The sequence below is a fragment of the Streptomyces sp. NPDC101165 genome (genome assembly GCF_044768135.1).
In the GTDB taxonomy this organism is placed as follows: Bacteria; Actinomycetota; Actinomycetes; order Streptomycetales; family Streptomycetaceae; genus Streptomyces.
This window is the reverse complement of sequence record NZ_JBIWPG010000007.1, coordinates 74,324-95,784: the sequence shown is the minus strand read 5'-3', so window position 1 is coordinate 95,784 and position 21,461 is coordinate 74,324. Positions and strand designations below refer to the sequence as shown.

20 protein-coding genes and 5 pseudogenes are annotated in these 21,461 nt (G+C 70.2%); 11 read left to right on the top strand and 14 right to left on the bottom strand.

What is annotated here, in order from left to right:
- Positions 1 to 27: 27 nt before the first annotated feature.
- Positions 28 to 912: a CBS domain-containing protein gene (locus tag ACIRVH_RS16400; RefSeq protein ID WP_403953226.1), complete on the top strand. Its 885-nt coding sequence runs from the start codon at positions 28 to 30 to the stop codon at positions 910 to 912.
- Positions 913 to 930: 18 nt separating this feature from the next.
- On the opposite strand, the gene ACIRVH_RS16395 is transcribed toward ACIRVH_RS16400, so the two are convergent.
- A complete protein-coding gene (locus ACIRVH_RS16395) occupies positions 931 to 1,575 on the bottom strand; it encodes a LuxR C-terminal-related transcriptional regulator (RefSeq protein WP_403953224.1) in 645 nt (214 codons plus the stop codon).
- Here ACIRVH_RS16395 and ACIRVH_RS16390 point away from each other — a divergent pair.
- From ACIRVH_RS16390 to ACIRVH_RS16375, 4 genes and pseudogenes are all read left to right on the top strand, one after another.
- Positions 1,558 to 2,352, top strand: a pseudogene (locus tag ACIRVH_RS16390) (universal stress protein); the annotation flags it as partial. The gene ACIRVH_RS16395 and the pseudogene ACIRVH_RS16390 sit on opposite strands and share 18 nt — an antisense overlap.
- Before the next feature lie 104 nt (positions 2,353 to 2,456).
- On the top strand, positions 2,457 to 3,329 hold the full coding sequence (locus ACIRVH_RS16385) for a universal stress protein (RefSeq protein WP_403953221.1): 873 nt from the start codon (positions 2,457 to 2,459) through the stop codon (positions 3,327 to 3,329).
- Positions 3,330 to 3,378: 49 nt separating this feature from the next.
- A pseudogene (locus ACIRVH_RS16380) lies at positions 3,379 to 3,707 on the top strand (phosphoketolase); the annotation flags it as partial.
- Positions 3,707 to 4,108: pseudogene (locus ACIRVH_RS16375) on the top strand (phosphoketolase); the annotation flags it as partial. The pseudogenes ACIRVH_RS16380 and ACIRVH_RS16375, both read left to right, overlap by 1 nt.
- A gap of 64 nt (positions 4,109 to 4,172) precedes the next feature.
- On the opposite strand, the gene ACIRVH_RS16370 reads toward ACIRVH_RS16375, so the two are convergent.
- The 4 genes from ACIRVH_RS16370 to ACIRVH_RS16355 all read right to left on the bottom strand — a co-directional run bounded on the left by ACIRVH_RS16370 (position 4,173) and on the right by ACIRVH_RS16355 (position 7,362).
- A complete protein-coding gene (locus ACIRVH_RS16370; RefSeq protein ID WP_403953219.1) occupies positions 4,173 to 4,613 on the bottom strand; it encodes an OsmC family protein in 441 nt (146 codons plus the stop codon).
- Positions 4,613 to 5,794, bottom strand: a complete 1,182-nt coding sequence (locus ACIRVH_RS16365) for a site-2 protease family protein (protein WP_403953217.1) — start codon at positions 5,792 to 5,794, stop codon at positions 4,613 to 4,615. Before ACIRVH_RS16365 ends, ACIRVH_RS16370 begins: the two co-directional genes overlap by 1 nt.
- Positions 5,795 to 6,232: 438 nt before the next feature.
- A complete protein-coding gene (locus tag ACIRVH_RS16360; protein WP_403953214.1) occupies positions 6,233 to 6,436 on the bottom strand; it encodes a cold-shock protein in 204 nt (67 codons plus the stop codon).
- Between the two features lie 425 nt (positions 6,437 to 6,861).
- The gene (locus ACIRVH_RS16355) at positions 6,862 to 7,362 is read right to left on the bottom strand and encodes an SRPBCC family protein (RefSeq protein ID WP_403953211.1); all 501 of its coding nucleotides are present in this window, start codon (positions 7,360 to 7,362) and stop codon (positions 6,862 to 6,864) included.
- 226 nt (positions 7,363 to 7,588) lie between these two features.
- On the opposite strand from ACIRVH_RS16355, the gene ACIRVH_RS16350 reads away from it, so the two are divergent.
- Positions 7,589 to 9,940: a sulfatase-like hydrolase/transferase gene (locus ACIRVH_RS16350; protein ID WP_403953208.1), complete on the top strand. Its 2,352-nt coding sequence runs from the start codon at positions 7,589 to 7,591 to the stop codon at positions 9,938 to 9,940.
- Positions 9,941 to 9,964: 24 nt separating this feature from the next.
- Here ACIRVH_RS16350 and ACIRVH_RS16345 read toward each other — a convergent pair whose 3' ends face one another.
- The 3 genes from ACIRVH_RS16345 to ACIRVH_RS16335 form a co-directional block, all read right to left on the bottom strand.
- Complete coding sequence (locus tag ACIRVH_RS16345; RefSeq protein WP_403953206.1) at positions 9,965 to 10,933, bottom strand: formylglycine-generating enzyme family protein; 969 nt, start codon at positions 10,931 to 10,933, stop codon at positions 9,965 to 9,967.
- Positions 10,934 to 11,007: 74 nt separating this feature from the next.
- A complete protein-coding gene (locus tag ACIRVH_RS16340) occupies positions 11,008 to 12,672 on the bottom strand; it encodes a SulP family inorganic anion transporter (protein ID WP_403953205.1) in 1,665 nt (554 codons plus the stop codon).
- Between the two features lie 31 nt (positions 12,673 to 12,703).
- Entirely contained in the window at positions 12,704 to 12,958 is a 255-nt protein-coding gene (locus ACIRVH_RS16335; RefSeq protein ID WP_403953202.1) for a hypothetical protein, read from the bottom strand.
- A gap of 110 nt (positions 12,959 to 13,068) precedes the next feature.
- Here ACIRVH_RS16335 and ACIRVH_RS16330 point away from each other — a divergent pair.
- The 3 genes and pseudogenes from ACIRVH_RS16330 to ACIRVH_RS16320 form a co-directional block, all read left to right on the top strand.
- Positions 13,069 to 13,599, top strand: a pseudogene (locus ACIRVH_RS16330) (sensor histidine kinase); the annotation flags it as partial.
- Between the two features lie 219 nt (positions 13,600 to 13,818).
- The gene (locus tag ACIRVH_RS16325; RefSeq protein ID WP_403953199.1) at positions 13,819 to 14,484 is read left to right on the top strand and encodes a CBS domain-containing protein; all 666 of its coding nucleotides are present in this window, start codon (positions 13,819 to 13,821) and stop codon (positions 14,482 to 14,484) included.
- Positions 14,460 to 15,050 (top strand): hypothetical protein, encoded by a 591-nt coding sequence (locus ACIRVH_RS16320; RefSeq protein ID WP_403953196.1) that lies wholly within the window; start codon positions 14,460 to 14,462, stop codon positions 15,048 to 15,050. Before ACIRVH_RS16325 ends, ACIRVH_RS16320 begins: the two co-directional genes overlap by 25 nt.
- A 67-nt stretch (positions 15,051 to 15,117) precedes the next feature.
- On the opposite strand, the pseudogene ACIRVH_RS16315 reads toward ACIRVH_RS16320, so the two are convergent.
- The 4 genes and pseudogenes from ACIRVH_RS16315 to ACIRVH_RS16300 form a co-directional block, all read right to left on the bottom strand.
- Positions 15,118 to 15,769, bottom strand: a pseudogene (locus ACIRVH_RS16315) (CBS domain-containing protein).
- Positions 15,770 to 15,810: 41 nt separating this feature from the next.
- A complete protein-coding gene (locus ACIRVH_RS16310) occupies positions 15,811 to 16,269 on the bottom strand; it encodes a Crp/Fnr family transcriptional regulator (protein ID WP_403953194.1) in 459 nt (152 codons plus the stop codon).
- Between the two features lie 1,349 nt (positions 16,270 to 17,618).
- The gene (locus ACIRVH_RS16305) at positions 17,619 to 18,248 is read right to left on the bottom strand and encodes a hypothetical protein (RefSeq protein WP_403953192.1); all 630 of its coding nucleotides are present in this window, start codon (positions 18,246 to 18,248) and stop codon (positions 17,619 to 17,621) included.
- Positions 18,245 to 18,502: an SHOCT domain-containing protein gene (locus ACIRVH_RS16300; protein ID WP_403953189.1), complete on the bottom strand. Its 258-nt coding sequence runs from the start codon at positions 18,500 to 18,502 to the stop codon at positions 18,245 to 18,247. Before ACIRVH_RS16300 ends, ACIRVH_RS16305 begins: the two co-directional genes overlap by 4 nt.
- A gap of 660 nt (positions 18,503 to 19,162) precedes the next feature.
- Between ACIRVH_RS16300 and ACIRVH_RS16295 the strand changes: the two genes are divergently transcribed.
- Positions 19,163 to 19,387, top strand: coding sequence for a hypothetical protein (locus ACIRVH_RS16295; protein ID WP_403953187.1), 225 nt, complete (start codon positions 19,163 to 19,165; stop codon positions 19,385 to 19,387).
- 189 nt (positions 19,388 to 19,576) lie between these two features.
- Here the strand turns inward: ACIRVH_RS16295 and ACIRVH_RS16290 are convergent, their stop codons facing one another.
- Both ACIRVH_RS16290 and ACIRVH_RS16285 read right to left on the bottom strand, forming a co-directional pair.
- A complete protein-coding gene (locus ACIRVH_RS16290) occupies positions 19,577 to 20,254 on the bottom strand; it encodes an NUDIX domain-containing protein (RefSeq protein ID WP_403953184.1) in 678 nt (225 codons plus the stop codon).
- Positions 20,251 to 20,634, bottom strand: coding sequence for a DUF4406 domain-containing protein (locus tag ACIRVH_RS16285; protein WP_403953182.1), 384 nt, complete (start codon positions 20,632 to 20,634; stop codon positions 20,251 to 20,253). The genes ACIRVH_RS16290 and ACIRVH_RS16285 overlap by 4 nt, the downstream gene beginning before the upstream one ends.
- 49 nt (positions 20,635 to 20,683) lie before the next feature.
- Between ACIRVH_RS16285 and ACIRVH_RS16280 the strand changes: the two genes are divergently transcribed.
- Positions 20,684 to 21,442: a DeoR/GlpR family DNA-binding transcription regulator gene (locus ACIRVH_RS16280; protein ID WP_403953931.1), complete on the top strand. Its 759-nt coding sequence runs from the start codon at positions 20,684 to 20,686 to the stop codon at positions 21,440 to 21,442.
- The last annotated feature ends 19 nt before the right edge of the window (positions 21,443 to 21,461 follow it).

Below are 21,461 nucleotides of genomic sequence, written 5' to 3'. Positions count from 1 at the left end.
GCAACCCGACAGAGTCCGGAGGCCGCCGTGAACCAGCACCAGAACTACTCCACGGGGGCAGATGCCCGACGATCCCTGCCCTCCCGACCCTGGAGCCCGGGCGAGACCGCACGGCAGGACAGGCTGGTGCGCTACCTGGGCGCCGTGGCCGTCGCCGCGACCAAGCAAGCGGGGATGAGAGAGCAGCCGCTGTCGGCATCGGTGAGCGATACGTCCTCGGGCCAGGCACCGCAGACCGCACCGTCCTCGCGACAGCCTGGCTCAGCGCACGCCGGGTTGCCGCTGGTGCGGGACGTGATGGACGTGCCCGCCGCCTCACTGCGGGACGACCTGCCGTACCGGGAGATCGCCCGCCTGCTCGCGCGCGAGCAGGTCGGTGCCGTCCCGGTCGTGGACGCGGAGGACCTCGTGGTGGGAGTCGTCTCGGAGTCGGATCTGCTGGCGAAGATCGCGTTCGAAGCCTCCGGTCACCGACCTGGGCGTGTCGGCGGGCTGCGGGAGCGGCGCTTGCACGGCAAGGCCCGGGGCGAGACGGCGGCTGATCTGATGACCAGCCCCGCCATCACGGTGTTGCCGGGCGCGACGGTCGCCGAGGCCGCCTGGCTCGCAGCGCTGTCCCGCCTGAAGCGCATCCCGGTCACTGACCGCGAGGGCCGGCTGGTCGGCGTCGTGGGCCGCGACGCGCTGCTTCAGGCCCTGATCAGGGACGACGTCGGGATACAGGCGGAGGTCGAGGACAGGATCCGGGCCGTCTGCTCGCCTGGCGACCTGAAGGCCGTCGAGGTGACTGTGCACGACGGCATCGTCGAACTGGCGGGGAGGGTGCCGTCGGCGACGGGAACCCGGCTGGTGTCCGAGGTCGCGGAGATTGCCGACGTGGTCGAGGTGAAGAACCTCCTCACCGCCGCCTGACCCTTCGGTACCACACCCTCAGCGGTCCGAGCGCTCCCCGGAGTCGTGAGGCTCCAGGTGGGACGCGAGGACCGCCGCTTGGACCCGGCGCTGCACGCCCAGCTTGGCCGGCAGCCGCGAGATGTGGTTCTTGACGGTCTTCTCGGACAGGTACAGCCTCTTGCCGATCTCGCGGTTGGTGAGGCCGTCGCCGATCAGGGCGAGGATGTCTCGTTCGCGGGGCGAAAGGTCGGCCGGCTCGGGCGGCAGTGAGGGAGTCGTGGCCGGGTCGGCCCGCAGGGAGTGCATGAGCCGGGCGGTCGTGGTGGGGTCCAGCACCGACTGTCCCGAGGCGACGGCGCGGGCCGCAGAGACGAGGTCGGAGCCCTTGATCTGCTTCAGTACGTAGCCTGCAGCTCCGGCCATGATCGCGTCCAACAGCGCTTCCTCGTCGCCGAAGGAGGTCAGCATCAGACACGCCAGTTCCGGCATCCGGTCGCGCAGTTCGCGGCAGACCGTGATGCCGTCGCCGTCGGGAAGGCGTACGGCGACGTGCGGGCGCACTGTGGGGCTGCGGGCGAGGGCGTGCTCGGCGGTGTCCGCGTCGCCGACCACATGGATGTCCGGTTCGGCGTCGAGCAGGTCGGTCAGGCCGCGTCGTACGAGCCGCTGAAGCTCCTGCATGTCTTTGAGACCGTGCCTGGGGCCCAGAAGATACTGCTCGGCAGCGAGACCGACGAGGACTGGACCGAGAGGATCCCGCGTGAGTCGGCGGAGGGCCTCCGGCTGCGCCACCCCGGTATCGAGGTGATCACCGATCGGGTCACCGGCAAGCCGGCCGAGGCCCTGGCCGAGGCGGCGGACGCCGCAGAGCTGCTGGTGCTCGGTTCACGCGGCTTCGGCGGGGTCGGCGGTTTCGTCATGGGCTCGGTCAGCCTGGCCGTCATCGCCCACGCCGCACGTCCGGTGGTACTGGTCCGGGCCGGAGAACAGGCAGCCGACGAACGCAAGACGGACCCTGCGGGTGTCCCGTCGGCCGCAGCCGCCTTCCGGCCCGTCGTCGTCGGCCTCGACACCGACCACCCGGACGAGACGCTTCTGGAGTTCGCATTCGACGCCGCCGTGCGCCGGGACGCCTCACTGAGGGTCGTACACGCCTGGCCCGAGCCGCCCACCTCCTTCTACCGCTTCTCCGGTGACGCCGAACTCTACGACTCGCTCGAGCGCCGGCAGGCCACCGTCTTGACCGAGGTACTGCGTCCCTGGCTGCAGAAGTACCCGAACGTCGAGGTGATCGAGGCGAGCCGTTGCGGTAGTGCCGCGGAGGTCCTCGTCAACGCTTCCCTGACCGTCGTCGGCCGGCGTATCCGCACCAGCCCTCTCGGTGCCCACATCGGCCATGTCGCCCACGCCGTTCTGCACCACGTGGTCGCCCCTGTTGCCGTGGTCGCGCACGACTGACTCACTGGAGGAGGAGAACCCATGAAGGCAGTAGTCGTGCGGGTGCTCGGCGGGCCCCTGGCCGTCGAGGAGCCCTTCGACCCCGGCACGGGACGGTGAGCACGATGGACCTTCCGATCGTCGTAGGCGTCGACGGCTCCGAACCGAGCCTGCGGGCTGTGGACTGGGCGGCTGACGAGGCCGCCCTGCGCAGGGCGCCGCTCCGGCTGGTGTACGCCTCGCTCTGGGAACGATACGAAGGCGCCCTGCTCGCCCAGGAACTCGGCAAGCCGTTGGAGGAGGTGATGGCCCAGGACGTGGTCGGCGCCGCCCGACATCGAGCCCAGCACCGTCAACCCGGCGTGAAGGTCACGACCGACGTGCTGCCTGAGGAGCCGGAGTACGGACTCGTACGAGAGAGCCGCACTGCCCTCGCGGTGACCCTGGGGTGCCGGGGCCGCAGCGGGATTGCTGAGGCGCTACTCGGTTCCGTCAGCCTGACGGTCGCCGGGCACGCGCACTGCCCGGTGATCGTGCTGCGCGGCAGCCACGACAACCAGGCCCGCTCCGGAACGCGAGGCCGTATCGTCCTCGGCGTCGGCGAGAAGCCGGCGGGCTCGGCCGCTGTACGGTTCGCGACCGAGGAAGCCGTGCTGCGTGGAGTCCCCTTGGAAGCCGTACGGGCCTGGCGGCGCCCCGCGCACGCGACCACCGGCCACCCGCTGCTTGTCGGGGAGCCGGCACATGTCTTCGAGCAGTTGGCCGTAGAGGCGGTGGAGGAGGCCCTCCGAGACGCCCCAACCGACCTCGAAGTGCACCGCCACACCGTCGAGGGCCACGCCCGCGACGCCCTGCTGGCCGCCTCTCACGACGCTGACCTGCTGGTCATTGGCGCCCGGCGCCGCCTGGGCCACTTCGGACTCCAGCTCGGCCGTGTCACCCACGGGGTGCTGCACCACGCGGTGTGCCCGGTGGCCGTCGTACCCGGACTTTCCTGACAACACCGGCGAACTTTTCCGACAACCGAAGACGACATCCGAAGCCCTCATGCCCCAGGCCGCCCGCCCGGACGCCACCACACTCACTGACCAGGAACTGCGCGCCCTGGACGCACACTGGGCGCCGCCAACTATCTGGCAGTGGGTCAGATTTACCTCATGGCCAACCCGATGCTCACCGAGCCGCTGAAGCCCGAGCACATCAAGCCGCGGCTGATCGGTCACCGGGGTACTTCGCCCGGCCTGAACCTCGTGTACACCCATCTCAACCGCGTCATCAGGGCGCCCGGACTCGACGCCCTCTGTGCCTGGAGCCCGGGCCACGGGGGATCGGCCGTCCGCGCGGGCTCCTGGCTGGAGGGCAGCTACAGCGAAACGTCGACATGACCCGGCTGCTGCCCCACGAGGAACACCCGCACGGGATGACCGACTTCGAGTACGACGGACTGTTCACCGCCGACAAAGCGGTGATCTTCGGCTACCACGGCTACCGTGGTTGATCCACCGCCTCGCCTACCGCGGCACCGGGCACAAGAACCTGAACGTGCGCGGCTACAAGGAGTCCGGCGCAACGACCACTCCGTTCGACATGGTCGTCCGCGACGACCTCGACCGCTACCGCCTCGTCATGGACGTCATCGACCGTGTCCCGGGCCTGGCCGTTGCGCGCCGCCGGCGTACGGCCAGGCCGTGGCCGACGTCCGCACCCGCCACCACGCCTGGATTCGTGTCCACGGAACTGACTTACCGGAGGCGCCGAGTGGAGCTGGAACAGCTGAGCATCGGGGGTCGGGCAGTCGCGGCTCTCGTGAGACACTCCGCGAGTCGGCGTCGGAAAGACGGTCAGCCGAACTCGAGAGTGACCCGCGGCGTCTGGCGCAGTGTGTTGTGGACCGTGCAGCGGTCGACCACCGCACGCAGCGCGCCGAGCCTGGCCGCGCTGAGCTCCGGCGGCACCGTGATGCGCAGGTGTACGTTGGTCACCCGGGCGGGCAGGTCGTCGGCCATCGTGAACTCCGCTGTCACACCCAGGCGTTCTCTGTCGAGATGGTGGCGTTCCAGGAAGCGTCCCGCGTAGTGGGCGACGCACGCGGCGAGTGAGACGACGAACAGTTCGACGGGTGTGGGGCCGTTGTCGTCACCACCCGTATCGAGGGGCTGGTCGGTGAGGAGGGCGTGGCCCCGCATCTTTACCGTGAATGCCTGGTTCCCGAAGGGGCGCACCTCCACGCGACCGGGTGGCAGCGGGACGGGCGGGACTGTGGGCAGGATCGTGTCGGTCATCACTTCTCCTTCGAATGCTCCGGATGATGCCGGCGCGGCCCAGCGCGGCCGGGATGTCCGGCGGCGGTCGGCCAGGCCAGGCCGCGGGTGATGTCCGCGACGGTGAGGATGCCGACGAGACGGCCGTTGTCGAGGACCAGGGCACGGCGCACAGGGCTTTCCTCAAGGCGAGGAAGCAGGTCGAGCACGGGCTCCTCCGGAGTGGCTGTCACGAGCTCGCCTAGCGGGCGCATCACGTCGCGGACCGTCGTGTTCGCACGCGCTTGCGGTGGTGTCACCTCCAGGCGCCGCACGGTGATCAGGCCGGCGAGCGAACCGTCCGCCGCCAGAACCGGGAACGCCGAGTGCCGGTAGGGGCCGAAGGGGCCCTCGGCCAGGAAGTCGGAGAGGCTCGCCGTCGCCGGGACGGTGACCGGGTCGGGTGTCATGACTCGGCGGACCGGGACGCCGTCCAGTACGCCCCGGATCTGCGCCTGCCGGGCCTCCGCGGTGGCCACGGTGATCAGGAACCAGCCGATCAATGCGGGCCACAGGCCGGAGACGTCTCCGGCGAACAGCACGTCCGCGAATCCGGTCAGCACCATGAACCAGCCCAGTGCCCGGCCAGCCGCCGAGGTGTCCCGGGTGGCCTTCAGCCGGTCACCGGTGCGGTGCCACAGGTACGCCCGCAGCAGCCGCCCGCCGTCGAGCGGGGCGGCGGGAAGCGCGTTGAACACGGCCAGCAGGACGTTGATCGCGGCCAGCCAGGCGACTGCCTCGACCACCAGCCCGGACGCGTGCAGCGCGTCCAGTCCGACGGCGGCACCGGCCAGCACGGCACCGGCCAGCAGACTCGTGAGCGGACCCACGCCGGCGATCCGCAGCTCGGCGGCCGGCGACGGGGCCTCGCTGCGCAACCGGGCTGCGCCGCCGAGCATCCACAAGGTGATGCCCTCCACCTGGACGCCGTTGCGGCGGGCGACCACGGCGTGCGCCAGCTCGTGCGCGAGCAACGAGACGAGGAACACGACAGCGGTCACTACGGCGAGCGCCCAGTACGCGATGGCGGAGTGACCCGGGTGGCCGGCGGGGAAACGGCCGTGCGCCAGCGCGACAGTGACCAGAGCGACGATGACCAGGACGCTCCAGTGCAGTCCGACCCGCACGCCGGCGATCCGACCGAGGGGCAGTGTCTCGTCCATGAGCCTCGCCTCACCCTCCAGCTTTCGCCGCGCAAGACCCGCTTCCCGGCCCCGGCTGCGAACCACGCGGCTGTGCGTGACACGCCCGCGGCACCTTCAGCGTGCGGCGGCAGGCGTCCTCGCTGGAGGGGCCAATCGGCTCTCGTCGGGGACGGTCGGACCCGATGCGGCGAGCACGCATGCGTGCAGCGAGCAGCTGGTCAGCCTTTCCCCGATGACGACATCAGCCGGGCGGTTGAGCTGATGCGCGAGCAGTCCGTGCGGCGTCTGCCGGTGATCGAGGAGCGCCGACCGGTCGGCAACGTCTCCCTGGGTGATCTGGCGGTCGAACACGACACCGACTCCGCCTTGGCGGACGTCAGCGCCTCCGAGCCCAAACAAGTAGCGAGGTCCCCCGGCCTGGCCCGCGCGGGCCAGGGGCAGCCGCGGCCTGCCTGCTCAGGCCGGGGTAACGTTCTCTGTCTGTTGGCCCTTGGGCCCCTGGGTGATGTCGAAGCGGACCTTCTGGCCCTCGCTGAGCTCCCGGTAGCCACGGCCGGCGATGGCCGAGTAGTGGACGAACATGTCCGGTCCGCCGCCGTCCTGCTCGATGAAGCCGAATCCCTTTTCCGCGTTGAACCACTTCACCGTGCCGGTGGCCATGGCTTGTCTCCTTCGTTGTCATTCGCGTCCGGGCACGCGGTGCATCGGCACTGTGTGGCTGCACCGCTGGGAGAACGGTGCAGCCGAGAGGGCGGTCCCGCAGGCTGCACAGGACCTGCGGGATGCGCCGGCGCCGCCGGGGAATCGGGCCCGCCGCCACGCCCGTCCCGGTGATCATCCTGCGGCCCCTCCGGTTGCTGGCCGGCGGCGGCTCGCCAGCACCGCGCTCCGGTTCCCCGAACAGCTCATAGACGCTCACCTAGGCAGGCCAGGCACGATGAGGGACGTCACCGCGATGATCACAGTGGTCGCCGCGATGCCTACTATCACCGCCCGTCCATTGAAGGACGCCAGCCGCTCCCTCCCGCGTCGCGGGCCCGGCCGCGCTCTGGGTCCGCCTGTGTCGGAGGGATGTCGGTTCTCCCTCATTGGCGGGGACAGAGAGCCTCCAGCCGTTGTATCGATTCCATGAAGAGCTTGTTGATGTGGTGGCGGCTTGCTCGCAGGAGCAGATTTACGGGGGGCTTGGACTCGACGGCGAGGGTCCAAGTGACGGTCGTCCTCGAGTCTGCCGTTTTTGCCGTGGGCGTCAGAATCCACTCTTCCACCAGTGCCGAGACGCCGAGTGTGTTTACTTCCTGGGCGCAATAGGCGAAGCGTGTGCCGGGGTCCCACGCGATGATTCGTTCGCGGGCCCGGATCACGCGATACAGGCGGAAGTGGCGAAGGGATCCCACGCCGTACGGGGGTGAGCCTTCGAAGTGGACGTCGTTCGCCGGGGCGAACCAGCGGGGCCAGTTCTCCGGGTGCGCGGCGAGCTGCTCGAAGATCGCGTCGGCGGAGGCACGCAGTTCGCGGGTGCAGGTCTGGCGGAAGGGGGCTCGCTCGGTGAAGGTGAGGTCTTCAGGGCGCAGCTGGTGCGTCATCGTGTATCGGCCCCTTCCGGCACTCGCCCCGCGGAGGCACGCGGGTTTGTTCAGGCGACCTCCGTCCTGCTCATCGTCACCTCATGCCGGAGCTCCTTCAGCGCTTGTACGGCCGATGGGATGACCTGGCGCCCGGCCCGGTCTACCTGCTCCGCCCGACCGGGGACGTTTCCCCTGGCAGAGGCCGTCGTCGTGCGGCGCAGGAGAGACGAAGGAGACACCGAGGATGGCCATTCCCTTCAAGGGTGTGATCCAGGAAGACATCCGCCAGTCGGTGCCGGACTGGGAGCCGTACAAGCAGCCGCAGCCCCCGGACGGTGCGCCGAACGTGCTGTACCTGGTGTGGGACGACATCGGCTTCGGCACCTTCGACCTCTTCGGTGGGCTGGTGGAGGCGCCGGCGATGCGGCGGCTCGCCGAGATGGGGGTGAAGTTCACCAACTTCCATACCACCGCCCTGTGTTCCCCGACCCGTTCCTGCCTACTGACTGGCAGGAACGCGACCAGCAATGGCATGGCCTGCGTGGCGGAAATGACCAGTGGTTTTCCCGGCTCGAACGGGCGGATCCCGTTCGAGAACGCGAGCCTGGCCGAGGTGCTGGTCGAGCGCGGCTGGAACACCTACGCCCTGGGCAAGTGGCACCTCGTCCCCTCGGACGAGGCCAACCTGGCGTCCTCGAAACGGCACTGGCCGCTCGGCCGTGGATTCGAACGTTTCTACGGCTTTCTGGGCGGCGAGGCCGACCAGTGGTACCCCGATCTGTTCTACGACAACCACCCCATCGAGCCGCCGGCCACCCCGGAGCAGGGCTACCACCTGTCGAAGGACCTGGTGGACCGGGCCATCGAGTTCATCCGGGACGCCAAGGTGATCGCCCCGGAGAAGCCCTGGTTCACGTATTTCTGCCCGGGCGCGGGCCATGCCCCGCACCACATCTTCAAGGAGTGGGCGGACAAGTACGCGGGGAAGTTCGACGACGGTTACGAGGTCTACCGCCAGATGACACTGCAGCGGCAGATCGAGCTGGGCATCCTGCCCGAGGGCACCGAGCTGACCCCGATCAACCCGCACGGCGAGCCGGAGGCCACCGGGCCCTCCGGGCAGCCCTGGCCGGTCACGGACTTCGTCCGCCCGTGGGAGTCTCTGAACGACGACGAGAAGCGCCTGTTCGCCCGGATGGGCGAGGTGTTCGCCGGGTTCGTCTCCTACACGGACGCGCAGATCGGTCGCCTGCTGGACTACCTGGAGGAGTCCGGGCAGCTGGAGAACACCATTATCGTCGCGGTCTCGGACAACGGCGCCAGCGCCGAGGGCGGGCCGAACGGCTCGATGAACGAGATGAATTTCTTCAACGGCGTGCCCGACGACATGGCGGAGAACCTGCGTCACCTCGACACGATGGGCAGTCCGAAGACGTACAACCACTATGCGAGCGGGTGGGCGTGGGCGTTCAACGCGCCGTTCAAGTACTGGAAGCGGTGGGTGTCGTACGAGGGCGGCATCGCCGACCCGATGATCGTCGCCTGGCCGAAGGGCATCAAGCAGCGGGGCGAGACCCGGCACCAGTACGTGCACGCAATCGATATCGTGCCGACGATCTACGACATGCTCGGCATCACGCCACCGGGGGTGGTGAAGGGCGTGGAGCAGAGCCCCATCGAGGGGGCCAGCTTCCGCAAGGTGATCGAGGACGTGCAGGCGGCCGAGCCGCGGAACACGCAGTTCTACACGATGCTCGGCACGCGCGGGATCTGGCACGACGGCTGGCACGCGGCGACCGCGCACCCGCCGGCTCCGTCCAACTGGAGCCATTTCGAGCAGGACGTCTGGGAGCTTTACAACCTGCGTGAGGACCGCTCCGAGAACCGGGACCTGGCCGCACAGCACCCCGAGACGCTGGAGGAGCTGAAGCGGCTGTGGTCGGCGGAGGCGGAGAAGTTCCACGGGCTGCCGCTGGACGACCGCAGTCCCGTGGAGATCCTGAACACGCCCCGGCCGCAGTTGTCCAAGCCCCGTGACCGGTACGTGTACTACCCGGGCGGTGCCGATGTCCCTGAGGTGGTGGCGGTCAACATCCGCGGACGGTCGTACACCGTCGTCGCCGACGTACGCCTGGACACGCCCGAGGCCCGCGGGGTGCTCTTCTCCCATGGCGGGCGCTTCGGCGGCCACAGCCTGTACCTGATGGACGGGCACGTCCACTACGTCTACAACTGGCTCGGCCGCATGGAGCAGAAGGTCAGCTCCCCGGACCGGGTCAGCCCCGGGGACCACACCTTTTCGGTGGTTTTCCAGGCCGGTGACCGCGACCAGCAGGGCAGTACGCACGGCACGCTCGCCCTGTACATGGACGACCGTCAGGTCGCCCAGTCCGACATCAAGACCCAGCCCGGCAACTTCTCCCTGGTCGGAGAGGGCCTGGCGGTCGGCCGCGACGCCAGCCAGCCCGTCTCCAGCGACTACGGCCCGCCGTTCGAGTTCCTCGGTGGCACGATCCGTCAGGTGGTGGTCGACGTCAGCGGAGAGCCCTTCACGGACGTGGAGAAGGAACTCATCGGCATGTTCCACCGCGACTGACGGCAGCCTCGGGCGTCGGGTCCTTCAGCGAGTGTCGAGGGGCCCGGCGTCCGCGGCACAACGGAAGCCCTGATGGCCCGTGCTGCTGTCTGGGGTACTGGAGCTGCGGGCGGCCACCCGGTAGCGGCGGCAGTAGGAAGCGTGGCAGAGATACGAGCCGCCGCGGATCACCCGTGCCGTGCCGAAGGCCGGACCGGCGGGGTTCTCCCGAGGGCTGCGCGAATAGTAGTTCGGCGCGTACCAGTCCGCGCACCACTCCCACACGTTGCCGCACGCGTTGTACAGCCCGTGGCCGCCGGGCGGGTAGGCCGTCACCGGGGCAGTCCCGTACCAGCCGTCGGGACGTGTGTGATGGTCGGGGAAGCGGCCCTGCCACACGTTCATCCGGCGCTCCCCGCCCGGCTCCAGTTCGTCTCCCCATGGGAAGACGAACTGCTCCAGGCCGCCGCGGGCGGCGTACTCCCACTCCGCCTCGGTCGGCAGCCGCTTGCCCGCCCAGGCGGCGTACGCGGAGGCGTCGTTCGAGGACACGTGCACCACCGGGTGGTCGGCGCGGTGGACGAGATCGGACCCCGGCCCCTCGGGATGCCGCCAGCAGGCGCCGTGCACCTGACGCCACCAGGGGGCCGCGGCCACGGCCCGGGTGTCGGGGAAGCCGGGCGGGAGCAGCCCGGCGAAGACGAAGGACCAGCCACATCGCTCGGCGTCCGTCACGTAGCCTGTGGCGGCGGAGAAGGCGCCGAAGTCGGCGTTGGAGACGGCGCACCGGTCGATCCAATAGGCGCTGAGAGACACCTCGTGGACCGGGCCCTCGCCATCCCCGTGGGCCGCCCAGCGGTCCTGGGAGCCCATCAGGAAAGTGCCCTCCAGAAGCACCATGCCCGCCCCGTCCGGGTCGGCTCCGGGGCCGAACGCTGATGCAACCGGCGCCACTGCAGGCCCCTGCCGCGACGGACCACAGCAGACGGAACGCACCTCACTGTCGGACGTCATCCGGCCTCCACAGGAATCGACCGTTCCGATTCTGGGGCAGCAGCGGAGGGGTGCGCGTGACGACACGGCGGCCGTCAGCGCGTCCGCAGTGCGGCGTAGGCCTCTCGGACGGTGGGAAACGCGCGCAGTTGACGAGTGGCGCCGTTCTCGTACGGGTTGGCGCGCAGGGTGGCCAGAACCGTGTCCCGGGGGCGCGCGAGGACCAGTTCGCAGTGGTGGTCGCGCAGGTCGGTGGTGAGACGGGCCAGGACCTCCGCTGCGGTGGCGTCCACGTAGAACACCGCTTCGGTGTCCAGCACCACATAGCGTGGATAGGGCGACCGGGCCGCTGTCAGGGCCAGGATCCGCCGGTGGACACGGTTGGCGTTGGCGAAGAACAGTGGGGCGTCCACCCGGTAGATCAGCACTTCCGTGTCGGCGGACTCGTCCGGTGCGGCTTCATGTGGCTCCCCGTCGTCGGTGACGGTGAGCACCGTGTTGTGGGGCCAGGCGACGCGGCGGAGCAGTTGCAGCAGCGCGAGGATGACGGCCACCAGCAGCCCGTGCAGCACCCCGAGGCCCAACACCGCGGCCATGGCTGCCAGCGCGAGCATGGCTTCCGCGGGCCAGCCCTGCCGCAGTTCTTTGAACCCGGCGACGTCGATGAGACGCGACGCCGACACGATGACGACTGCGGCCAGCGTCGTCTTCGGAAGCAGCGCGATGACGGGACCGGTGGTCAGCAGGGCGACGACCACGAAGCCGGCGCAGGCCAGCTGGTACAGCTGGGAGTGCGCCCCGGCGCTCCGGGCGGTGAGGGTGCGCTGGGTGCTGGCCATCGGCGCGAAGCCACCGAGGAAGCCGGAGGCCGCACTGGCCGCCCCGATGGCGACCGACTCTCTGACCAGGGAGACCTGTCCTTCCGAGGGTTCCGTCCTGCGCAGTACGGCCACGCCCTCGATGGAGGCGACCATGGCGATGCCGGCCGCGGTGGGAAGCAGCTCCCAGACGTCCCGGGCGCTCACGTCCGGCCAGGCCGGGACGGGCAGGCCCCCCGAGACCCCGCCGGTCAACGCCACGCCGTGACCGGCCAGGTCCGCCACGGCCGACACGACGATGGCGGCCGCGCACACCACCGGCGTCGGGGCGGCACGCAGCACGGGCCCGGCACGCAGGGCCTTCTTCAGGATGATGAGCACGACCAGCGAAGCCACCCCCACCACGGCGGTTGCCACATGCACCGTGTCCAGGTGGGTGAGCACCTGCCACAGCTTGACCATGGAACGGTTGCTGGAGGCGTGGATGCCGAGCAGCGTGGGCACCTGACCGGTCATGATCTGTACGGCCGTACCCGCCAGGTACCCGAGTACCACTGGTCCCGACATGAAGGTGGCGAGCCCCCGCAACCGCCCCGGGAGCAGCAGCAGAACGCCGGTGAGCAAAGCCAGACATGCGGTCAGCGCCACCGCCCGGTGCGCGTCACCGCCGGCCCGGCCGCTCACTGCCGCGTAGGTCATGATCGCCGTGGTCGAGGACGGGCCGACAGCCACCAGGCGGGTGGAGGTCACCAGGGCGAACACCATCGTCGCCGCCACCGTGGTGTACAAGCCGGTGACCGAGTGCAGCCCCGCGACCTGCCCGTACCCCAAGGCCTGTGGCACCAGGGTCACCGCGACCGCGAACCCGGCCACGAGATCTCCCCACACGCCGCGCCATGAATAGCGCCGCAACTGTCCCAGCAGGGGCACCGCCACGGACATCCGACGCCCCGTCACTGTCACCGTGCCACCGTCAGCGCCGTTGGAACGCTGGCCCATGGGCGCAGCTGGCGGGGGCATTGTTGCCGCTCACGTCGAAGTCGTCCGGCACCGCCAGCGGCGGCATCAACACCGTGCAACGCCTGGGCAGCGCCATCGGCATCGTCGTCACCGGAACGGTCTTCTTCAGCACGCTCACTGCCGTCGGCCGCAGCGCAGCGGCGATCGGCAAGACGTTCGCCCACAGCGCCGCGTGCGCAGTGGCCGTCAACGTCGCGCTCAGTGCCACCGCCTTGCTGCTCGTCTTCGCCCTGCCCAAGCAGGCCGTCGGCCGCCGACAGCACCGCGGCTCGGCTCATCGACAGCTGACCCGCAACGTGCCAGGGCCCCGGGCGACCGATGACTCTGCAGAGCGCCGGCCGCTTCATCGAGCACCCGGAGGCCTCCGAGCGCGTCCTGCGAGCCGTGGACGACCTGGACGAGACCATCAAGATCATCAGGTCCGCGATCTTCGGCCTGCGGACCCGCCAGGACGCCACCGACGCCGGGCTGCGGGCCAGGGTCGTCAGGGTGGTCGGCGAGGCCGTGCCGGTCCTGGGCTTCGCGCCCAGCGTGCGCATGGAGGGCCTGCTCGACACCGACGTGCCGCGCGAGATCGCCGACCATGTCGTGGCGGTGCTCTCCGAGGCCCTGACCAATATCGCGCGGCACGCCCACGCAGGCCGGGCCGACGTGGCACTGACGACCGACGGCCGCGAAATACGCCTGCGGGTCTCGGACGACGGTGTGGGCATCCCGGCCGACGGCCGCCGCAGCGGGCTGCGGAACATGGCTGAGCGAGCGGAAGAGCTCGGCGGCCTGCTGAAGGTGACCAGTCCAGACAACAGTGGTGCCACGCTTGAGTGGCAGGTCCCGCTGCCCGCGAAGTAGGCGTTCCCCCGGCGGGGTGCGGGGCCGTCGGGGGTAGCCTGTCGGGCCCACTCGGCTCATGACTCGGACGGCCCGAGGCCGCAGCCTGAAGGTGTCCGATGGCGGCAGCCAAGCCTTTGGAGGACGCCATGAACGGCACTCCGACCGTCGTGAACGACGTGATGACCCACCGGGTCGTCGCCCTGCACTGGCGCGGCCTACAAGGACATCGTGAAGGTCATGCGCGAGTGGCGGGTCAGCGCCCTCCCGGTACTGGAGGACGTCGAGCACGTCGTCGGCGTCGTCTCCCTTGCCGATCTGCTGCCCAAAGAGGAGTACAGCGACAGAGACGTCGTGCGATATGGGCAGACGTGGGACCTGGACGAGGTCCGCAAGGCGGACGCGGTGACCGCAGGCGAGCTGATGAACGCCCCGCCCGTCACCGTGGCGCCTGACGCCCTCGCCCACGCTGCCCGCATCATGGCGCGCAACCGGGTCAAACGGCTGCCGGTCGTCGGCCGCGACGGAACCCTGAAGGGCATCGTCAGCCGCTCCGACCTGCTCAAGGTCTTCCTGCGGGACGACAAGGACATCGCCGAGGAGGTGCGGCGCGAGGTCGTCGTACGACTGTTCGGCACGTACCCCCGAGCGCTCCGGGGCGAGGTGCACGATGGTGTCGTCACACTGGTCGGCCGGGTTCACTCAACCGCCCTGATTCCGCTGGCCGCCCGGCTTGCCCGGGCCGTAGCGGGCGTGGCCGACGTGCAATGTGCGCTGACGGCCCACCCCGCCACCCGGACCTCGACCCCGACCTCCCGGACGCCGACCCGGTTCCCACGTCGTGAGGCAGAGCCACCGACACGCGACAGGAGGCGACGACGATGGCACGGAAACCGCCCACGGTGAGGCTGTGGCGCTGGCGACGGAACCCGCTGCGGCGGCACAGCGATGTCGTCGAGGCCTGGATCGTGCTCGCCACCTGGACGCTCGCGGTACTGGCCGGAGTTCTCATGGGCGTGGTGGCGGCACAGGCCGTCGAATCCGGTTTTTCGGCGCGCGCGGCCCGAGTGCACGCCGTATCCGCCGTACTCACCGACGACGCGGCGAGGACCCCAACCACCACCGTCGGATACGACGACGGGCGGGTGTGGGCCGCCGCGCGCTGGACGGACGCGGACGGCTCGGTGCACACCGGCCAGGCGAAAGTCTTCCCGGGCGCTCCGGCGGGCACCAGGGTCACCGTGTGGACGGACCGAACGGACCGGGTGCTGTCCGCACCCGTCACCGGTGCCGCGGCGACGCTGCAGGCGGCCATGACAGGTGCCCTCGTCGCCCCACCGGCGGCCGCCGCGGTCTGGGCCGCCGGATGGGTGGTCCGCACCCGGCTCATCCGGCGGCGCCTGGCCGAATGGGACGCGGAGTGGAAGCAGATCGGACCCCAGTGGGGGAACCTGAGCGGAGGCAGAGGTTGAACACCGAGCGCATGCGGCCGTCGGCTCGTCGACGGCCGCATGCGCGGTGTCTGGCGCCCCCGCAGGCTTACTCCTCGCCGACCGCGGTGAGTCGGCACTCCACGCCCACTACGCCCTCGACACCCAGCACCAGGTGGGCGGCGAGCGGGATCCGGGCGGCGTCCTGGACCCGCCCGGTCAGTGTCGCGACACCGTCGACAACCATGATGTGCACGGGCTCGACCGGGGCCGGGAACAGCACGTCGAGCACGTTACGCCGGATCTCGTCGGCGAGGTCGTTGTCGGGGCGCAGGAACACCTTCAGCAGATCCCCACGGCTGACGACGCCTTCGAGGAGGCCTTCGGCGTTCACCACGGAAGCCGCTTGACGTGCCGCAGCGCCATGATGCGCGCGGCCTCGGCGAGCGTGGCGTCGGCGTGGACGGTGACGGCCGGGGTACTCATCAGTTCCTCGGCGGTCACCGCCCCTGCCTTGGCCAGGTCGGACAGCCGGCGCCGCTGGGTGAACCGGTCCGGATCGCTGTCCCGGAACTCCTCCTTCGGGAGCAGATCGGCCTCGGACACGAGTCCGATTACCCGGCCGTCGCCCTCCAGCACGGGAAGGACGCTGACCTGACACTGCTCCATGCGCTCGACGATGCCCTTGAACAGAGCCTTGCGGCCACCGCCACGACGGCGCGCGTCATCACGTCACTCACCCGGTACGGACTGCCGGGCATGGTCTCCTCCTCGGAACGCGGGCCAGGCCTGGATACGGCGGTCACGTCAGACCCCCGCTGCCGTAGGGTGCGTAGAGGTCGAGCAGCCGGATCCGGGAGGCGTGCAGCCGCTGGGCGACCACCTGCCCGACCCAGACGGCGATGGCCCGGCCGAACTCGGCGTCGGCGACGCACATCGCCCGGACCGTTTCGGCGTCGAACTCCCAGGCCCGCACCGGGCTCATTGCCTTGGCGCACAGATGCCAGATGTGCGGCGCGAAGTGCCAGGACCAGCCGACCAGTTCGCCGTGGCCGAGCGACTCGATGACGGCAGGACGGCGGCCGGGCACGTGCAGGTCGAGGGCGACCGTGCCCGTTCGGACGATCCAGAAGCGGTCGGCACGCAGACCCTCCTCGAACAGGCGGCTCCCGGCCTCGAAGGAGACCTCACGGGCGAGCTGCATCAGCCGTTCGCGGTATTCGGCGGGGAGCGCCGCGTTCATGGTGGTGGCGGAGGTCATCGCTCCGGCTCCCTTCATGGTTCCTGACTCCAGCGTGCGCGCGTCACCGGCCATTCACCACGGGCCGCGCGGGCCCGCCCTGGGACCTGGGGCCCATGGGCACCCCGTCCGTCGCATCGCAGGCTGGAGGCACCCGCAGTGGAGGGAGACACATCATGTGCACCTCTACGCGAATCGCGATCATCGCGGTCGGCGACCCGTCCCGGCACGACGACGGTGTCGGCCGCGCCGTACTGTCCCGACTGCGCGACCGGGCGGTGGAGGGGTCCTTCCCTCCCGGCACCGCCCCGGCGGAGTGCGACCTCGACCCGGGGCGGCTGAGCCAGCTGTGGGACCACACCGACTTGACCGTCGTACTCGAAGCAGCGCACACCCGGCCGCATCCACCGCCTCGAGCTGGACGCCCGCCGACTGGCCCGGCCCGACGAGCTCCGCCCGCGTGGACTGGGCGAGGTCCTGGAGGCGGCGTGGGAGCTGGACCAGCTGCCCGGCTGCCTGGTCGCGTACGCCGTCGAGGTCGCCGATGCCTCACTCCGACAGGGACTGTGCCGTCCGTCGCCGCTGCGGTCGACACCCTCGTCGGACGCGTCGAGGACGAGATCGTCCGGCAGCGGGTCGCCGCGGCACCACCGACTCGGCAACGGCATGACAGGACGGGAAGGGCCATCCGCTTCTCGTGGATCCGGATTGCGCGGTGCGCGGCTCCGGGCCGCTTCCCCGCGTCTCCAACGGGTCCTTCCCGCCACCTCCAGCACACCACGGGAACCGCCGGGCCACCAGTGCCGATCGGCCCCAATAGGGCGACACGAACGAGGAGTCCGGGTACATGACGACCAAGATTCCCGGTCCCTCGGACCGGCCGCCTAACCGGACCCGGCCGGCCCGGCTCCACTTCCCCGGCGCGTGGGGACGGTCACCGACAGCGAATTCCTGGTCGAGAGCGACCACGCCCTCGTTCTCTCGGACCGCGGTTTCTTCCGAGGCCTCGCCGACCTACGCCGGCACAACTGGCGCGTTCTGCCGAGCGACTTGGGCAAGCTGGGCCCGTGCCGGTTCAGGAGCCGCCCTCTGACCCCTTCGCCGCCTTCGAGTAGGCGTCGTGCCGGGCGGCCTTCGCCCCGGAGTCGCCGATCCGGTAGACCTCCACCACCGCCCCCGCCGCACGGCCAACGAGAGGACGCCCACGACGATCCGTACGGGCAGCGCGGACCAGCGCGTGCCGCCGCCCTGTCCAGGCTCCGCCGGAGCGCGCCGCCCCATCCACCGCGCGACCGCCGCCAGCACGAACAAGCCCAAGGCCCACGGCAGCAGGCCGTCGCCCAGCTCGGCGCCGTTCATCCGGCCTTGCCTCATGTGTTGTCAGGCTGCTCTCGCATCTGGAGGAAGCGACCATGCCAGGTGTGGTACCAGACCGCGCCGGTCCGCGAGTTGACCGAGAGCATCCCCGTGATGTGGCCGTCGCGCAGGGTGTGCAGGGTGTAGTACCCGGGGAAGACTTCAGGCTCAGCGGCGTGCAGTCCGGGACGGTGCTCGTGCAGCCACTGGTCGGCGATCCGCATCGCTCGGTTCGGCCCAACAGCGGGGGCACCGTCGTTCTGGGGGCGGGCCGGCATCATGCCGTAGGAGGTGTTCCACATCATCGCCGGGCCGAACTCCAGGTGGACGGTGCCGGAGCGCGGGTCGATGAGGATCTCCGTGGCCCCCTTGCCGCCGCGGTCGAGAAGTTCGGCGTAATAGCCGTTGCTGAACTGCATGACTTCGCCGACGTGCAGGTCCCACCGGTCGGCGAAGCGCCGGGCCGAGCTCTCGGCTTCGGCCAGATTGCGGACTGGTCCATCGCGGGAGAGGGCACCCGTCATGGCCCGGGAGCCGGGCCGTCCGAAGTCGCTGCCCGTCACCCACACGACCGATGCAATGAGTGCGGCCACCGCGGCGATCAGAACGGCGAGTGGCAGCCAGCGGCCGTGCAGCCGGTTCACCGGGGCCTCGGCCGGTGGGCGGCCAGGTGCTTGCGTGCCGCGTTGTAGGCATCGGCATCGATCTCGCCGGAGGCGAAGCGGCGGTCGAGTATCTCTTCCGGCGCCTCTCTGGGGGCCCACCCGTGCTCCGTGCCTCCGCCACGATCGGCGGGGCGCCGGGTGAGGTGGACCACCGCCCACACCACGAGCCCGATCAGCACGATCCACAGCAGCGGCATGAAGGCCATCCCGACCCAGCCGCCATCCCAGTACATCACCGCAGCTCACCTCCCCAGGAGGTTTCCTGCTTCTCATTGTCCGTGGGCCCCGGGACCAGTGCCAGGGCCGTTCGGCCCCGTCGCAGGACCGAGAGGTAACGGCACGGGCGAGCGTGTCGGCGCGGTACCGCGGCCCTCGTCCTGTGTACACCTGGTCGAGCCGCTCGACGCGTGTACGCGCAGTCCCCTCTCTCACCATGATAGAGCGCTGCCATCGCCCGATCGCTGTTGGTGGACGTACAGGTGGTGAGGTCGCCGGAGCACAGGCGACGAGGTGGCTGCGCCGTGCTGGGTGAAGAAGGGCGCGTAAAAGGTGCTGAGGCGGTGCAGCGGGTCGATCGGTGGCTTGAAGGCACCATGCGGGTGTCGCAGTCGTACACCAACACCGATGGTGCGTGGGCGGGGGAGCTTACCCTTCCCTGGCCGTACGGGAATGAGAAGCCCTTCTCGTACGACCTCTCGGCGGGATGATGCGTGGCGCCGTGCCAGCCCGCCGCGGACGAGGGCCCTACCGGGCGGAAAGCCCGCGAGGAGATCCGCGCCGCTCACGCTGAAGGCCGATAGCCACACTGGGGAGGTGACAAGCAATGGCTGTGGTCACACCGTCCCGCCGGCTGGCGCGCTCAGCCTGTCGACACCGTTTCCTAAACTCACGGGATGAACAACTACACGTGCACCCATTGCGGCACTGTCGGCCTGGTGGAGGGTTTCATCGAGGACGCCGGCGAGCACTCGCGCGGGTACGCGCGTTGGATCGAGGGCGCGTTGGAGCGGGGGATTTTCGGCGGTGCCAAGCGGATGGGCCGGCCCCGGCGGCAGATAGAGGCGTTCCGCTGCCCCAAGTGCGGGCACCTCGAACTGTTCGCCACCGGCGCGGTGTAGTCGGCTCTCGTGGTCCCGGACGCCCGGGGTCGTCCAGTCAGCTCGGGCTGCCGGTATTGAACCCCGCCCGGACTCCACGCCGTCACGCTTGCGGCGCGTCCGCTCGCAGAAGCCGGCCTTCGCCGCCGGTGAACTCGATGCCCTGGAACGAGGCGCCGCTCATCACGTGATCGAAGCCGAGTTCCCGTGTCAGGCGGTGGCCGAAGCGGGGGCGAAAGGGCCCTCCAGGGCTGCCCATTGCAGGAGCAAGATGGTCTTGCCGTCGGCGATGCGTCCGTCGCGGGTCATGGCGAGGGCCTCGGCGAAGGGCAGTTCAAGGACCTCGATGTCCTCGCCGTCCTCCTCCAGTCCGCCGCCGGTTCCGGTCCGGTCGGCCGGGGTGTAGGGGGCGGCGAAAAAGTGGAGGCGTTCGGTGACGGAGCCGGGGCTCATATAGGCGTCGAGGACGTGGGTCAGCGGACCGAGGGTGACGCCGAGTTCTTCGGCGCTCTCGCGTCGGATGGCGGCGGGCGGGTCGTCCGCGTCGAGCAACCCCGCGGCTGCTTCGATGAGCATGCCGTCGGGATGGTCGTTGACATAGGCCGGGTAGCGGAACTGGCGGCTGAGCAGGACGCAGCCGCGTGCGGTGTCGTAGGGCAGGACGACGGCACCATTGCCGCGGTCGTAGGTCTCGCGCGCCTGGGTTTCCCAGCGTCCGTCGCGGCGGCGGTAGTCGAAGGTGGTGCGCCGCAGGACGTGCCAGCCCTGGGAGGTGAGTTCGACGTCGCGGATCACGACGTCGGGGTTGCGGTCCAGGTTGCGTCCGGCCTGGTCGAGACCGGTGCGGCCACGGTGGTCGGGGGTGTCGATGCCGGGGCGGGGTTTCACGGGGTCTCCTGCGGGGTGCGGCGGGGGATCTCGGTGACGTCGTGGTAGACGGGCAGGCCGCGGTGGCGGGCGGTGGCGACGTCCTGGTCGGCTCCGGCGGAGTCGCCCGGCAGGCGCAGTACGGCGTCGCAATGAGCGAGCAGGCGGTCGGCCGTCGGGTAGAGCACCTGGTCGGCAAGGGGGTCGGTGGGGCCGGCTCCTGCGGAGCGCAGGACGGGCAGGGCGATCCATTCCCCGATCACGGGAAGGTGGCCGGCTGCGAAGACGGGCCAGGCGGCAGCTTCGAGGTGGGCGAGGTTGGCGGCCATGGCCTGCGGGTGGCCATTGGTGCCGGAGCGGTAGGGCCCGGCAATCAGGATGAGCATCGGCTTGTCGGTCATGGCGCGCTACGATACATGCAGAAACGTGCAAGAACGGGAGAGAGTACGGATGCTGGCTGCTGAACGGCGCGATCACCTGCTCGGTCTGCTCGCGAACGAGGGCAAGATCGTCGCCAAGGACGTCGCGGCAAGTCTGGGGATTTCAGAGGACAGCGTGCGGCGCGATCTCCGCGATCTCGCCTCCGAGGGGCTGTGCCAGCGGGTCTACGGCGGCGCACTGCCCGTTTCGCCGGCAGTGGTCGACTATGCCGCCCGGCATGCCGTGACCCCCGACGGCAAGCAGAAGGTCGCTTCGGTGGCCGCCGGGCTGGTGCCGCCGGGCGGCACGCTGATTCTCGACGGTGGCACCACCGCCCTCGCCGTCGCCCGCGCACTCCCGCGGGATCTCGACTGCACCGTGATCACCCACAGCCCGACGATCGCTGCGGCCCTGCTCGACCATCCGCAGGCGGAGCTCTTCCTGCTCGGGGGCCGCATCTTCAAGCACTCGGCGGTTGCCTGCGGTGCCGCCGCGGTCGAGGCCGCGCAGAACGTCTCCGCCGACCTCTGCCTGCTCGGCGTCACCGGCGCACACCCCGAGGAGGGACTGACCACTGGAGACGCCGAGGAAGCGGCGATGAAGCGCGCACTCGCCGCGCGGGCCGCGGACACCTACATCCTCGCCTCCTCCGAGAAGATCGGCACGGCTTCGCGGTTCCGCGTCCTGCCCTGGGCCAAGGTCAGCGGACTGATCACCGACGCCGACCCCCACGAGGCGGTCGTCGAGCAGCTCAAGACGCTCGGCGTGAAGATCTTGGCAGCCGACTGACGACCAAGGACCCGATCGG

Bases quoted from the DNA above. Each gene is read 5' to 3' on its own strand.
- ACIRVH_RS16300 (WP_403953189.1), bottom strand. From the start codon at position 18,502: ATGTACTGGGATGGCGGCTGGGTCGGGATGGCCTTCATGCCGCTGCTG.
- ACIRVH_RS16355 (WP_403953211.1), bottom strand. From the start codon at position 7,362: ATGACGCACCAGCTGCGCCCTGAAGACCTCACCTTCACCGAGCGAGCC.
- ACIRVH_RS16365 (WP_403953217.1), bottom strand. From the start codon at position 5,794: ATGGACGAGACACTGCCCCTCGGTCGGATCGCCGGCGTGCGGGTCGGA.
- ACIRVH_RS16360 (WP_403953214.1), bottom strand. From the start codon at position 6,436: ATGGCCACCGGCACGGTGAAGTGGTTCAACGCGGAAAAGGGATTCGGC.
- ACIRVH_RS16395 (WP_403953224.1), bottom strand. From the start codon at position 1,575: ATGCAGGAGCTTCAGCGGCTCGTACGACGCGGCCTGACCGACCTGCTC.
- ACIRVH_RS16350 (WP_403953208.1), top strand. From the start codon at position 7,589: ATGGCCATTCCCTTCAAGGGTGTGATCCAGGAAGACATCCGCCAGTCG.
- ACIRVH_RS16385 (WP_403953221.1), top strand. From the start codon at position 2,457: ATGGACCTTCCGATCGTCGTAGGCGTCGACGGCTCCGAACCGAGCCTG.
- ACIRVH_RS16310 (WP_403953194.1), bottom strand. From the start codon at position 16,269: ATGACCTCCGCCACCACCATGAACGCGGCGCTCCCCGCCGAATACCGC.
- ACIRVH_RS16370 (WP_403953219.1), bottom strand. From the start codon at position 4,613: ATGACCGACACGATCCTGCCCACAGTCCCGCCCGTCCCGCTGCCACCC.
- ACIRVH_RS16345 (WP_403953206.1), bottom strand. From the start codon at position 10,933: ATGACGTCCGACAGTGAGGTGCGTTCCGTCTGCTGTGGTCCGTCGCGG.
- ACIRVH_RS16280 (WP_403953931.1), top strand. From the start codon at position 20,684: ATGCTGGCTGCTGAACGGCGCGATCACCTGCTCGGTCTGCTCGCGAAC.
- ACIRVH_RS16295 (WP_403953187.1), top strand. From the start codon at position 19,163: ATGAACAACTACACGTGCACCCATTGCGGCACTGTCGGCCTGGTGGAG.
- ACIRVH_RS16320 (WP_403953196.1), top strand. From the start codon at position 14,460: ATGGCACGGAAACCGCCCACGGTGAGGCTGTGGCGCTGGCGACGGAAC.
- ACIRVH_RS16285 (WP_403953182.1), bottom strand. From the start codon at position 20,634: ATGACCGACAAGCCGATGCTCATCCTGATTGCCGGGCCCTACCGCTCC.
- ACIRVH_RS16325 (WP_403953199.1), top strand. From the start codon at position 13,819: ATGCGCGAGTGGCGGGTCAGCGCCCTCCCGGTACTGGAGGACGTCGAG.
- ACIRVH_RS16340 (WP_403953205.1), bottom strand. From the start codon at position 12,672: ATGTCCGTGGCGGTGCCCCTGCTGGGACAGTTGCGGCGCTATTCATGG.